The organism is Dechloromonas hankyongensis (assembly GCF_022012295.1).
Lineage (GTDB): Bacteria > Pseudomonadota > Gammaproteobacteria > Burkholderiales > Rhodocyclaceae > Azonexus > Azonexus hankyongensis.
In genome coordinates this window covers 289,862-303,008 of the sequence record NZ_JAKLTN010000001.1, presented here as the reverse complement: position 1 = coordinate 303,008, position 13,147 = coordinate 289,862, and the positions used below count along the sequence as shown (strand labels likewise).

At 66.5% G+C, this 13,147-nt stretch carries 10 protein-coding genes, 1 other RNA gene and 1 pseudogene; 7 read left to right on the top strand and 5 right to left on the bottom strand.

The window, feature by feature from the left end; translation table 11 throughout:
• Positions 1–5 precede the first annotated feature (5 nt).
• Positions 6–461 (top strand): TlpA disulfide reductase family protein, encoded by a 456-nt coding sequence (locus LZ012_RS01450; protein WP_275706783.1) that lies wholly within the window; start codon positions 6–8, stop codon positions 459–461.
• A 4-nt stretch (positions 462–465) separates the two neighbouring features.
• Complete coding sequence (locus tag LZ012_RS01445) at positions 466–1,143, top strand: energy transducer TonB (protein ID WP_275706780.1); 678 nt, start codon at positions 466–468, stop codon at positions 1,141–1,143.
• A 31-nt stretch (positions 1,144–1,174) separates the two neighbouring features.
• On the opposite strand, the gene ssrA is transcribed toward LZ012_RS01445, so the two are convergent.
• The 3 genes from ssrA to LZ012_RS01430 all read right to left on the bottom strand — a co-directional run bounded on the left by ssrA (position 1,175) and on the right by LZ012_RS01430 (position 2,640).
• Positions 1,175–1,507: a transfer-messenger RNA gene (ssrA, locus tag LZ012_RS01440) on the bottom strand.
• 3 nt (positions 1,508–1,510) lie between these two features.
• Entirely contained in the window at positions 1,511–2,038 is a 528-nt protein-coding gene (locus LZ012_RS01435; protein WP_275706778.1) for a hypothetical protein, read from the bottom strand.
• 8 nt (positions 2,039–2,046) lie between these two features.
• Positions 2,047–2,640: a riboflavin synthase gene (locus tag LZ012_RS01430; protein WP_275706775.1), complete on the bottom strand. Its 594-nt coding sequence runs from the start codon at positions 2,638–2,640 to the stop codon at positions 2,047–2,049.
• 128 nt (positions 2,641–2,768) lie between these two features.
• On the opposite strand from LZ012_RS01430, the gene LZ012_RS01425 reads away from it, so the two are divergent.
• From LZ012_RS01425 to LZ012_RS01405, 5 genes and pseudogenes are all read left to right on the top strand, one after another.
• The gene (locus LZ012_RS01425) at positions 2,769–3,908 is read left to right on the top strand and encodes an ABC transporter substrate-binding protein (RefSeq protein WP_275706772.1); all 1,140 of its coding nucleotides are present in this window, start codon (positions 2,769–2,771) and stop codon (positions 3,906–3,908) included.
• Between the two features lie 81 nt (positions 3,909–3,989).
• Positions 3,990–5,129, top strand: coding sequence for an ABC transporter substrate-binding protein (locus LZ012_RS01420; protein ID WP_275706770.1), 1,140 nt, complete (start codon positions 3,990–3,992; stop codon positions 5,127–5,129).
• 107 nt (positions 5,130–5,236) lie between these two features.
• Positions 5,237–6,271: pseudogene (locus tag LZ012_RS01415) on the top strand (branched-chain amino acid ABC transporter permease); the annotation flags it as partial.
• A gap of 57 nt (positions 6,272–6,328) precedes the next feature.
• On the top strand, positions 6,329–8,092 hold the full coding sequence (locus LZ012_RS01410; RefSeq protein WP_420839488.1) for a branched-chain amino acid ABC transporter ATP-binding protein/permease: 1,764 nt from the start codon (positions 6,329–6,331) through the stop codon (positions 8,090–8,092).
• The gene (locus LZ012_RS01405; RefSeq protein WP_275706768.1) at positions 8,092–8,847 is read left to right on the top strand and encodes an ABC transporter ATP-binding protein; all 756 of its coding nucleotides are present in this window, start codon (positions 8,092–8,094) and stop codon (positions 8,845–8,847) included. Before LZ012_RS01410 ends, LZ012_RS01405 begins: the two co-directional genes overlap by 1 nt.
• A gap of 64 nt (positions 8,848–8,911) precedes the next feature.
• Here the strand turns inward: LZ012_RS01405 and LZ012_RS01400 are convergent, their stop codons facing one another.
• A complete protein-coding gene (locus LZ012_RS01400) occupies positions 8,912–11,269 on the bottom strand; it encodes a DUF6600 domain-containing protein (protein ID WP_275706767.1) in 2,358 nt (785 codons plus the stop codon).
• A 137-nt stretch (positions 11,270–11,406) separates the two neighbouring features.
• On the bottom strand, positions 11,407–13,119 hold the full coding sequence (locus LZ012_RS01395; RefSeq protein ID WP_275706764.1) for a response regulator: 1,713 nt from the start codon (positions 13,117–13,119) through the stop codon (positions 11,407–11,409).
• Positions 13,120–13,147 lie beyond the last annotated feature (28 nt).

The window sequence follows — 13,147 nt, the reverse complement described above, 5'->3', positions numbered from 1 at the left end:
TATGCATGCTGTCTGCCGCCGTGCTGCTAAGTTTTTCGGCCCAGGCCGACATGACCCCTTTCATCGGCGGCTCGCTGCAGAAAATCGAACGCCAGCACAAGGGCAAGCCCTTCATCCTCGCCTTCTGGTCGGCCAGTTGCACGCATTGCCCGACCGAACTGAAGGCGCTCGGCGAGCTGTCCCGCAGGTATCCGAAGCTGGAAGTAGTCCTCGTCGCCGCCGATACCCCAGCCGAAGCGCCGGAGCTGGAGCGCCTGGCGCAGGATTACGGCGTCGCGAAACAGGCCCGCTGGGTATTTGCCGATGCCCAGCCGGAACGCCTGCGCTACGAAATCGACCGCCGCTGGTACGGCGAACTGCCGCGCACCTACTTCTACGACGGGCGCGGCGCCCGGCAAGGCCGCTCAGGCGTGCAGCCCGCCGAGCAACTCGAACAATGGGTCGTCGAGCATCTAAAATAAAGACATGTACGCCGATCCCGCCCTCCATTTCGCACCCGAAACGCCCGAATGGCGCAGGAGTGGCCGTTTTTTCCTGATCGCCACGGCGCTGCACGCCGCCGTACTGTTCTATCCGCTGAAACTGGCCATCGGCAAGCTCGATATTCCCGAACCCAGCGCCATTCTGGTCAAGCTGGTCGAAAAAACCACGCCCCCTAAGCCGGTCGTCGCGCCACCCATGCCGACTCAACCGAGCAAGCCGCAGCCGACCCAGGCCAAGCCGACGCCCACGCCGCGCCAGGTCATCGCGGTCGCTGCCGAGCCGACTGCCAGCCCGGCCAATTTCAGTGTTCCGGCCCCGGTCGCTGCACCGCCGGCCCCGGTCGCCGCGGCGCCGAGTGCGCCGGCCCCGGTGGCGGTCACCGCCGCCCGTTTCAACGCCGCCTACCTGAACAATCCGGAGCCGAAATATCCGCCGCTGTCCCGCCGTCTCGGCGAGGAGGGCAAGGTGCTGCTCAAGGTTCGCGTATTGGCGGACGGCAATCCGGCCTCGGTCGAACTGGAGAAGAGCAGCAGCTTCGACCGCCTCGACGAAGCGGCCAAGCAGGCCGTGGCACGCTGGCGTTTCGTACCGGCCAAGCGCGGCGACGAAGCGATAGAGGCCTCGGTCATCGTGCCCATCGTTTTCCGTCTGGATAGCTGAAAAGGGAAATCCGGAAGAAGGATTCCGGAATTGACGACGGGGACCGAAGTCCCCGCCGGCTATCTTTGGTAACAAGGCTCTAGCAGCCCCGGCTAACCGTTTTTAGGCGGCAATAGCGAATTGCTCATCATTGGCAATTATGGAGTTTGCTTCATTAACGTCGATCGCCTGACGAGTTGCCTGCGCACCTTTGCCCGCCCTGTCGAAGCCAGTACACCCCCATCCAAACGCACTCAGCGGAATGCCCTTGGGTGGAGGTGAGGGGAATCGAACCCCTGTCCAGAACGCCTCCAGATTGCCGGAATTACAACCATGCTTTCAATTATGGGGGCGGGGTGGGGGATTTTCAAGCCGGGCAGGATAGATTTCAGCGACCGCACCAGCTCCGTCTATCGCCAATGCCGAAGGCGAAACGCTGGCGTTCGGTGGCGGACAGGGTCGAGCGCACGCGCAGCGTCGTGCCGTCGAACAGCACGTTGAAGCGGGCCGGTTCGTTCCAGTCGTCGCAGTAGCGCCATTCCCAGACCAGTTCGTCGCGGGCCTTGAAATAGACGGTCCATGCCGGTTCCGGCGGGCCGATGGTATGGACGACCTCGTCCTGCGTCATACCGGCGGCGATACGGGCGAAATGCTTCATGGTCAGCACGTTTTCGCGGGAGACAAAGCGGCCGTCGGCGTCACCGTGCACGAAGAAGGTGTGGTAGCCCATGCTGCCGAAGGGATAGACCAGGGTTTCGCCACCGTCGGCTTCACGCCAGCGCAGGGCCGGTAGGCCCATGCTGCGCTCGACGTCGGCCAGGCGGGCGTCGACCGGCACCCGGCCAGCCGCGTCATAGGCCGCGCAACCGGCCAACAGGCCGGCGGCCAGTAGCCAGACGGCGACGCGGCCTTTCATGTGAGTGCTTACTCGCGCTCGGCGCTTAGCAGTCGCTCGCAGTAGCGCGCGATCAGGTCGACTTCCAGATTGACCTTGCTGCCCGGCTGCAGGCGGTGCAGCGTGGTGTTTTCCAGCGTGTGCGGGATCAGGTTGATGGTGAAGTCGGTGCCATTGACTGCATTGGTGGTCAGGCTGGTGCCATCGACGACAATCGAGCCCTTGCGCGCGATGTAGCGGGCGATGTCCTTCGGAGCGCGGATTTCGAGCAGGCGGTTGTCGCCGACCGGGTCGAAGCGCAGCACTTCGCCCACGCCATCGACATGGCCGGACACCAGGTGGCCGCCGATCACGTCGGACAGGCGCAGCGCCTTTTCCAGATTGACCGGCCCGGGGGCATCGAGGCCGACCGTGCACGACAGGGTTTCCGGCGACACGTCGACGGCGAAGCTGTTGCCTTCCTTGGCCACCACGGTCAGGCAGACGCCGTTGTGGGCGATCGAGTCGCCGAGCGCCACGTCGGCCAGGTCGAGCTTGCCGGCGTCGACATGCAGGCGGAAGCCGACTTCGCGGGGGGTGAGTTGGGTGATGCGGCCGACCGCCGCGATGATTCCAGAGAACATGGCAAACCCTGTTTTGCGCAAAAAAAGTGACTTTATCACGCCCGGTTGACCGGCTGGCTTGCGCGAAAGGGCGTTTCCCCCTAGGTTTTCACCTTTGCATAATCGATTCATCCAGGGGAGACAAAACAATGAAAAGAACCGTGCTTGCTTCGCTGCTGGCAACACTCGCAGCCACGGCCATGGCGGACATCAATGTCGGCGTCACGCTGTCGGCTACCGGCCCGGCCGCCTCGCTCGGCATTCCGGAAAAGAACACCATCGACCTGCTGCCGAAGACCATCGCCGGCCAGAAGGTCAATTACATCGTGCTCGATGACGCCTCGGACACGACCACCGCCGTCAAGAACGCCAAGAAGCTGATCAGCGAAAGCAACGTCGACCTGATCATCGGCTCGACCACGACGCCCAACTCGCTGGCCATGGTCGATGTCGCCGCCGAGGCCGAGACGCCGATGATCGCCATGGCCGCCTCGGCGCGCATCGTCGAGCCGATGGATGCCAAGCGCAAGTGGGTGTTCAAGACGCCGCAGAACGACGCCCAGATGTCCACCGCCATCGTCGAGCACATGACCAACAACAACGTGAAGACCGTGGCCTACATCGGCTTCTCGGACGCCTACGGCGAAGGCTGGTGGAACGAGTTCTCCAAGCTGGCCGAGGTGCGCAAGGTCAAGGTCGTCGCCAACGAACGCTTCAATCGCGCCGACACCTCGGTCACCGGCCAGGTGCTCAAGGTGCTCGCCGCCAAGCCGGACGCCGTGCTGATTGGCGGCGCCGGCACGCCGGCCGCCCTGCCGCAGAAGTCGCTCAAGGAAAAGGGCTACAAGGGCATCATCTACCAGACGCACGGCGTTGCCAACAACGACTTCCTGCGCGTCTGCGGCAAGGATTGCGAGGACACCGTGCTGCCCAGCGGCCCGGTGCTGGTCGCCGGCCAGCTGCCGGCCGACAACCCGGTCAAGAAATCGGCCGCGGACTACGTCGGCAAGTACGAGGCCGTGCATGGCAAGGGCAGCGTCAATGCCTTCGGCGGCTACGCCTGGGACGCCGGCATCCTGCTTGCCAATGCCGCGCCGCTGGCCTTGAAGAAGGCGCAGCCGGGCAGCAAGGAATTCCGTGCCGCCCTGCGCGATGCGCTGGAAGCGACCAAGAACGTTCCCGGTTCACACGGCGTTTTTAACATGAGCGCCAACGACCACCTCGGCCTCGACCAGCGCGCCCGCGTCATGGTCACCATCAAGGACGGCGGCTGGAAGCTGGCCAAGTAAGGGTTAACCGACATGTCCGGCCCAGGAAAGGGCCGGACCCCGCATGGTAAACTCGCTTTTTTCCTTTTCCGGGATACGTTCATGATCAAGAAACTGACCCTTGCCGTTCTGGCCACCTTGTCCACCGCCGTGCTGGCCGACGTCAACGTCGGGGTTTCCGTCGCCGCGACCGGCCCGGCCGCCTCGCTCGGCATTCCGGAAAAGAACACCTTCGCCCTGCTGCCGACCACCATCGCCGGTCAGAAGGTCAATTACATCATTCTCGACGACGCCACCGACCCGACCGCGGCGACCAAGAACATCAAGAAGCTGATCAGCGAGAACAAGGTCGATGTCGTCGTCGGCTCGTCGACCACCCCGAGCTCGCTGGCCATGATGGACGTCGCCGTCGAGAACGAGACGCCGCTGATCTCGATGGCCGGTTCGGCCATCGTCGTCGAGCCGATGGACGCCAAGCGCCAGTGGGTGTTCAAGACCGCCCAGAACGACGCCCACATGGCCACCGCGCTGGTCCAGCACATGACCGACAAGAACGTGCAGAGCGTCGCCTTCATCGGCTTCGCCGACGCCTATGGCGAAGGCTGGTACAAGGAATTCGCCAAGATCGCCGAGGCCCGCAAGCTGAAGATCGTCGCCAGCGAGCGCTACCAGCGCAACGACACCTCGGTGACCGGCCAGATTCTCAAGATCATGGCCGCCAGGCCGGATGCCGTGCTGGTCGGCGGCGCCGGCACGCCGGCCGCCCTGCCGCAGAAGGTGCTCAAGGAAAAGGGCTACAAGGGCCTGATCTACCAGACGCACGGCGTCGCCAACAACGACTTCCTGCGCGTCGGCGGCAAGGATGTCGAAGGCGCCTTCCTGCCGGTCGGCCCGATGGTCGTCGCCGCCCAGTTGCCGGCCGACAACCCGGTGCGCAAGTCGGCCCTCGAATACGTCACCAAGTACGAAGCCGCCCACGGCAAGGGCAGCGTCAGCTCCTTCGGCGGTCACGCCTGGGACGCCGGCGTGCTGCTGCAGAACGCCATCCCGGCGGCGCTGAAGAAGGCCAAGCCGGGCACCGTCGAATTCCGCCGCGCCCTGCGCGACGCGCTGGAAGGCACCAAGAACGTCGCCGGCGCCCACGGCATCTTCAACCTGTCGGCAAACGACCACCAGGGTTTCGACCAGCGCGCACGCGTGATGGTCACGATTGAGAACGGTGCTTGGAAGCTGCTCAAGTAAGTCGCCAATATCCCGTCACTCCCGCGTAGGCGGGCATCCAGATACACCGACCTGGACTCCCGCCTACGCGGGAGTGACTTTTTAATCTTTCGGGTTTTCAAGGTCACATGGACCTCCAGATTCTCCTTCTCCTCGGCCAGGACGGCATCACCAACGGTGCCATCTATGCCCTGCTCGCCCTCGCGCTGGTCCTCGTCTTCGCCGTCACCCGCGTCATCTTCATCCCGCAGGGCGAGTTCGTCGCCTTCGGTGCGCTGACCCTGGCTGCGCTGCAGGCCGGCCAGGTGCCCGGCACGGTGTGGCTGCTGCTCGGCCTCGGCACGGCGGTCGCCCTGCTCGACGGCTACAAGCTGGTGCGCGACGGCCGCTACGCCAAGCTGCCGACCCTGCTCATCGTCAATGTCGGTGTGCCGCTGCTCGCCGCCGCCGGCCTGTTCGCCATGCCGCCCAACCAGATGCCGCTGTGGGCGCAGGTCGTCCTCGCCATGCTGCTCGTCGTGCCCCTCGGCCCGATGATCTACCGCGTTGCCTTCCAGCCGCTGGCCAGCGCCTCGGTGCTCGTCCTGCTCATCGTCTCGGTCGCCGTACACCTCGCCCTGATCGGCCTCGGCCTGCTCTTCTTCGGCGCCGAGGGTTGGCGCACACCGGCCTTCACCGACCTCAGCTTCGAACTGGCCGGCGCGCCGCTGCAGGGGCAGACCATCCTCGTCGTCGTCGCCTCGGCCCTGCTCATCATCGGCCTCTATTTCTTCTTTGAGCGCACCATTTACGGCAAGGCCCTGCGCGCCACCGCCATGAACCGCACCGGCGCCCGCCTGATGGGCATTCCGCCGGTGCTCGCCGGGCAACTGTGCTTCACGCTGGCCGCCGCCATCGGCGCCTTCTCCGGCATCCTGATCGCGCCGATCACCACTATCTACTACGACTCCGGCTTCCTGATCGGCCTCAAGGGCTTCGTCGGCGCCATCATCGGCGGCCTCGCCTCGTACCCGATCGCCGCGCTGGGCGCAGTGCTGGTCGGCCTGCTCGAATCCTTCTCGTCCTTTCACGCCAGCGCCTTCAAGGAAGTTATCGTCTTCACGCTGATCATCCCGGTCCTGCTCTGGCGCTCGCTGACTACGCACCACATCGAGGAAGAGGAAGAAAAGGGCGATGACATCGCTGTCAGCAACGCGCCAGGTAAATCGGCCCCGCGCAGCTTGCTGCGCCGCCACCTGCCGCTGCTCGGCTTTGTCGCCGTATTGGCCGTCGCGCCGCAAGTGCTGCCGGAATTCTCGGTTACCCTGCTCAACTACATCGGCCTCTACGCCATCGTCGCCGTCGGCCTCGTGCTGCTCACCGGCGTCGGCGGCCTGACTTCCTTCGGCCAGGCGGCCTTCGTCGGCCTCGGCGCCTACACCACGGCCTGGCTGACCACCGTGCACGGCGTTTCGCCGTGGCTGACCCTGTTCATCGGCCTGGCGCTGACCGCTGCCGTCGCGCTGTCGCTCGGCTTCATTACGCTGCGCATGGGCGGCCACTACCTGCCGCTGGGCACCATCGCCTGGGGCATCAGCCTGTACTTCCTGTTCGGCAACGTCGAATTCCTCGGCGGCCACACCGGCATCACCGGCATTCCGGCCGTGTCGCTGGCCGGCTGGGAACTGAAGTCGGGCCGCGAGTTCTTCTATCTGATCTGGCTGGTCGTCCTGCTCGCCATCGTCAGCATCAGCAACCTGCTCGATTCCCGCGTCGGCCGCGCCATCCGGGCGCTCAAGGGCGGCACGGTGATGGCCGAGGCGATGGGCGTCAATACGGCCCGCGAGAAGATCGTCATCTTCCTGATCGCCGCACTGCTGGCCAGCGTTTCCGGCTGGCTGTACGCCCATCTGCAGCGCTTCGTGAACCCGACGCCCTTCGCCCTGGGCCAGGGCATCGAATACCTGTTCATGGCCGTCGTCGGCGGCATCGGCCACGTCTGGGGCGCCGTGCTCGGCGCCGGCGTGATCACCATCCTGAAGCAGTGGCTGCAGGATTGGCTGCCGCAACTGCTCGGCCAGAGCGGCAATTTCGAGATCATCGTGTTCGGCATCGCCATGGTGCTGATCCTGCAGAAGGCGCGGGCCGGGCTGTGGCCGGTCATCCTGCGCCTGCTGCCGGCGCGTGCCGTCGCCCGCGACGTGCCGCAGGGCGAGCCGCTGCCCAGACGCCAGCCGGTCGCCGCCGGCAGCGTGCTGCTCGACGCCAGCGAAGTGACCAAGCGCTTCGGCGGCCTGGTCGCCAACAACAACATGTCGCTGAGCGTGAAGGCGGGCGAGGTAATGGCGTTGATCGGCCCGAACGGCGCCGGCAAGAGCACCATGTTCAACTGCATTTCGGCGGTCAATCCGGCCACCGAGGGCAAGATCGCCTTCCTCGGCGCATCGACGGCTGATCTAGCAGCGCGCGACATCGCCAAGCGCGGCATGAGCCGGACCTTCCAGCACGTCCGCCTGCTCGGCAACATGAGCGTGCTCGAAAACGTCGCCATCGGTGCCCATCTGCGCGGTGGCAAGGGGGTGCTGTCGGCCGCCCTGCGCCTCGACCGCGCCGAGGAGAACCGCCTGCTTGCCGAGGCGGCGCGCCAGATCGAACGGGTCGGCCTCGCCGAGCACATGTTCGACCCGGCCGGCAGCCTGGCGCTGGGCCAGCAGCGCATCGTCGAAATCGCCCGCGCCCTGGCTTCCGATCCCTGCCTGCTGCTCCTCGACGAACCGGCCGCCGGCCTACGCTACCGCGAAAAGCAGGCGCTGGCCGAACTGCTGCGCAAACTGCGCGCCGAGGGCATGGGTATCCTGCTTGTCGAGCACGACATGGATTTCGTCATGGGACTGGCCGACCGCGTGGTGGTCATGGAATTCGGCGAGAAGATCGCCGAAGGCCTGCCCGAAGAGGTGCAAAAAGACCCGAAGGTGCTCGAAGCCTACCTCGGGGGAGTCGAATAATGAGCATGACCCACCTGCACGACAACGAGGTCATCCTCGACGTCAAGAACCTGCGCGTCGCCTACGGCAAGGTCGAGGCCCTGCACGAGGTCAGCCTGACCATCCGCCGCGGCGAGATCGTCACCGTCATCGGCCCCAACGGTGCCGGCAAGACGACGCTGCTCTCCGCCCTGATGGGCTTGCTGCCGTCGGACGGCGACATCGTGTACATGGGGCAGGCGCAACGCCACGAGCGTTCGGTCGAACATCTGGTGCGCCACGGCATGACCCTGGTCCCGGAAAAGCGCGAGTTGTTCGCCGAAATGAGCGTCGAGGACAACCTGCTGCTCGGCGCCTTCGACCGCTACCGTACCGGCCACCGCGACGAGATGGAAACCATGGACGAGGTCTTCGAGCTGTTCCCGCGCCTCGAGGAGCGCCGCGCCCAGTTGGCCGGAACCCTGTCCGGCGGCGAACGCCAGATGCTGGCCATGGGCCGCGCCCTGATGGCCAAGCCCAAGCTGCTGATGCTCGACGAACCCAGCCTCGGCCTGGCCCCGCTGATCATCAAGGAAATCTTCCGCACCATTTCGGCGCTCAAGGAAACCGGTGTCGCCATCCTGCTCGTCGAGCAGAATGCCCGTGCCGCGCTGCAGGTGTCCGACTACGGCTACGTGCTGGAAACTGGCGAGGTCAAGCTGGCCGGGCCGAGCAACGAACTGGCGGCTGACCCGCGCGTCATCGAAGCCTACCTCGGCCTCGGCCAGAAGCACTGAAGGCGGGGCGTAGGAAAGGAAAAGGCCCGCTCAGCGGGCCTTTCGTCATTCAGGGTAGCGAATTTCAGCGAGGGCCGCGCTCCTCGTCGCGATGGCGATGCTGCTCGTTACCCCCTTGCGGGGCCGGCTGCTGGCGCGGCGGTTCGGCCTGCGGCGGCGGGGGGGCCGGTTGCGGGGCGGGCATGCGCACTTCCGGTGCCGGGCGTGGCATCTCGCGCTGCGGGGGCGGCGCCACCGGCGCGGCCTGTTGAACCGGCCTTTCCATGCGCGGCATTTCACGCGGTACTTCCCGAGGCATCTCACGCGGCATTTCCCGGCGCTCCTGGACCTGGAATGAAGGCCGCGGACGTTCCTCGCGGCGCATTTCGGGCGGCGTTTCGCGCCGGGGTGGGGCCGGCATGGCTTCCGGCAAACGCTGCATTTCCCGTTGCGGCATGACTTGGGCGGCGGCCGGTGCCGGCTGCTGGCGCTCGCTGCGCGGCAAATCGCGCATGTCCCGGCGTTGCTCGCGTTCCGGCGCCTGGAAGGACGGCTGCGGACGCTCTTCGCGGCGCATGTCGGGCGGCGTTTCACGACGCACCGGGGCCGGCGTGTCGCGCGTATCGCGCATATCCCGGCGCGGCTCGCGTTCCTGCGGCGCCACGAGCGGCTGGGCCCGGTCGTCGCGGCGGGGGGCGTTCGTCTCGGCACCCGGGCGGCCATCCCCGCCCTCGCCATGGCGGCGGAAGAATTCGCGGCGCGATTCGTTGGCATCCCGGTTGGCATCGCGATTGGTTTCCCTGTTCATCTCGCGGCCTGCTTCCGGACGGACCGCCGCGGCGCCCGGCTCGGACCGGACGCCCGAGCGGGTTTCCGGGGCTGCGTCCGGTCCACGGCGGTTGTCCCGACGCGATTCCGGTATCGCGTCGCGGCCCATTTCAGGCTGGCCGCGGCGGCTATCCATGGCCGGGATGTCCTGGCGCAGCGGCTGGTTTTCCGACGGACGGGCGCGGTTCTCAACCGGCGGCCGGCGATCGTTGTCGCGCGACTCGAAGCGGGACGGGCCGCGTTCCCGGTCGTTCGGGCGCGGGCTGGTGAATTCGCTGCGCGGCGGCCGGCTGGCTCCGCGGTCGCCTTCATGCGGTCGTGTCGCGGCCGCGGCCGGCGCCAGCCACTGGGCGGTTGGGGCCTGCCGGGCCTGCGGCGCCCGATCCAGGTTGCGGCGGTCGGCCTGGCGCAGTTCGCTGCGCGAAATCGGCCGGCCTTCACGCAAATGGTTGGCGGGCACGACCGTCACCGCCTGCGGCAGAGCGCGATAGGCGTAGGTCGGCGTCGTGTTGCGCACGGCGCGATCGATGATGGTTACGTTATTGACCTGGGTGACGTTGATCTGGCGCACGTAATTCGGGCTGTAGCGATAGGCCGGTACATAGACCTCGCGCGGGGCGAGCGGGAACCAGCCGACGGCGGGGGATGAACCAAAACTGAAGCTGACGCTCCAGCCGGGGTTGCCGACCCAGCCGACCAGGGCGGGGGCATATACCGGGCGCGGCACGAGGCGGCCGGGTACCCAGCCCCAGCGCCCGCCTATCATCGCCCAGCGGCCGTAGTGGAAAGGTGCGAAGCCCCATGGCGACTGGTCGATCCAGGTCCAGCCCCAAGGCGCGACCCAGGCCCAGCGGCCATAGCGGTAGGGTGCCCAGTCACTGGCCAGGCCGCGCGGATACCAGACCGTGCCGTAATCGCTGGTATTGCGCCAGTCGCCATAGGCGTCGAGATCCTGGTAGCCGGTCATGTACGGCGACACGTAGCGGCGGGCCGGGCCGGCCAGCGAGGCGTTTTCGCGATTGGCCACCCATTGGTCGAAGGCATCGTAGCGGGGAGCGCCCTCCAACTGCTCGCTGCCGTCGCTGCCCAATACCGCCATCTGGCCGGCCGCCACGGGGATGACCCGCTGGCCGTTGTCGAAGGTGGCGCGGCCTGCCTGGACGACCAGTTCACTGCGGTCGGCATAGACGTTCAGGCGATAGCGGCCCGGAGTCAGGAAACGCACCGTGCCGTCCGGCGTCGTCACCAGCGCGTCGTCGGCCTGGTCGCGGTCGAGCACGCTGACCGCCAGGCTGCCGCCATTCAGGCGGGCATCGACCCGTCTATCGTCGATCAGCGGAAATTCGACCTGGCTGTCGCCGCTCAGGCGGTAGGCCGTCGAGCCTATCCATACCTCGGCGCGGCCCTGGCGGCCGCTTTCCAGCACGGCGCCGCTGCTCACCGGCCAGTTCAGCGTCGCCGGCCCGCCTTCTTCGCGGCGATCGACCCGGAAGCCGACTTCGCCATCGAGGTAGGAGACGCGGCCGACGCGGCTCGGCGGGTCGCTCTGGGCGAGGGCCGGCAAGGCGAGCAGCACAATGGCGGCAAGGAAAATTCGGTGCACGGACTTCAGCATTTCGGACTCCCGGAAAAGGGGCGGGCCTGCATCACGGGCAGGCCGATAAGCAATCAACGCGGCAGCACGGCAAAAGTATGAACGGCGGGCCGCCTAAATGGTTTCAAAATGTTGCGGCGCCGGCCCGGCCAGGCGGTTCAGATGTTCTCGGTGGGCATGCCGTATTTCTTGGCCACCGTCATGTACAGCTGGCGAGCCGAGGCCACCTTGGCACTCTTGCGGTCCTTACGCTGGGCGCGTTGCAGGTAGCTGAGCGCCCGTGCGGCCAGGTCGTTGTCCCAGCCCTGCTGGTCCATCAGGGTGTAAATGGCCTTGGCCGCATTGACCAGGAATTGCAGGTTGGGCACCTGTTCAGCGGCCTGGATCAGGAGCTGGACGGCGCCGGCCAGGTCACCGCTGCGCGCCGCCAGGACCCCGCGGTTGTTCAGTTCGATGATTTCCTTGCCCACCTCGTCGAGGATGGCTTTGCCGGCGTCGCCTTGGCCGGTCTGCTCGAAGACCTGGGTGATGTGGCTGATCAGGTGCTGGTCCTCGTGGTTCTCGGCCGCCACCTGGCGCATGATGCGGGCACCCTCGCCTGCCTGGCCGGTAGCGTAGCAGGCATGGGCCAGATCGACCGCCAGGCGCTGGGAGGGATGCTTGCCCTTTTCCGCCGCTTCGGCGGCGACCTGGCGTTGCAGCTCCAGGGCTTGGGCGACCATTGCCTGCGCCTTGTCCTTGGCCCCCTCGGCATGCAGGCACAGGGTCTCGGTGACCAGGGCGGCCAGTTCGGCCTGCTTGTCGCCGCGCCATTCGCGCTTCATTTCCGCGGCGATCTTGCGCGAGCCCTCGACTTGGCCGCGCTCGACCAGCACGCGCGACAGGTTGGCGAAGTCGTCCACCGTCCGCAGGCTGGACCCCTTGCTGCGCTCGATGACCTTGCCGTAGGCCTTTTCGGCGGTCAGCATGTCCTTGTTGCGCGCCGCCACGTCGCCGACCATGCGCTGGCGCAAGGTGTTGTGCGGCGAGGCGTCGGCCGCCCGCTGCAAGGCGTGCTGTGCATCCTCCAGCCGGCCCTGCGCTTCATGCACCGAGGCGAGGAAATCGTAGGCCGACAGGAAGTCGGGCGCTTCCTGCGTCACCTGCTCGGCCATCTGCTCGGCTTCGTCGAGCGCGCCGCGGTCGCGCAGGGCCATGGCCAGGCCCATCCGCGCCCACGGCACGACCCGCCCTTCCAGCACGCGGCGGAACACTTCCTCGGCCTCGCGCGTCTTGCCCAACTGGTGCAGCAGTTCGCCCTTGAAGCGCAGGGCGTCGTACATGTACGAGGGCTGCTGCTGGATGACCCGGTCGCAGGCGGCGATCGCCTCCTGCAGGGCACCGCGCTCGATCTGCTCGTAAATGCGGTGCAGGATGTGCTTCTTGTAGATGACCTTGACCAGCCGGCCCTGCAACTGCTCGGCGGTGAACGGCTTGATCAGGTAATCGTCCGGCGCCAGTTCGGCCAGCGCCACGACATTGGTGTAGCTGCGCTCGCTGGTGATGATCATGTACACCGTGGACAGCGGAATGAGGTGGGCATGGCGCAGTTCCTCGAGCAACTGCTGGCCGTCGCGGCCGTCGTCGAGAACGAAATCGGACAGGATGATGTCGAAGCGGTTGCCCTTGACTTGGCGGATCACCTCGGCCGAATTACCGGCGCCATGCACAGCCGTGACGCCCAGCGCGCCGAGCATCAGGCGCAGCGCCTCGCGCGCCGGCGGATGACGGTCGACGATCAGGACGCGCTTTTTGGTCAGCGACTGCTGCAGGACGAGCAGCATTTCGTCGTTGTCGAGCGCGCCAACCCCCTTGGCTGGACTGGTGTTCATTCCCGCAAATTACTTGAGTTCGCCAGGC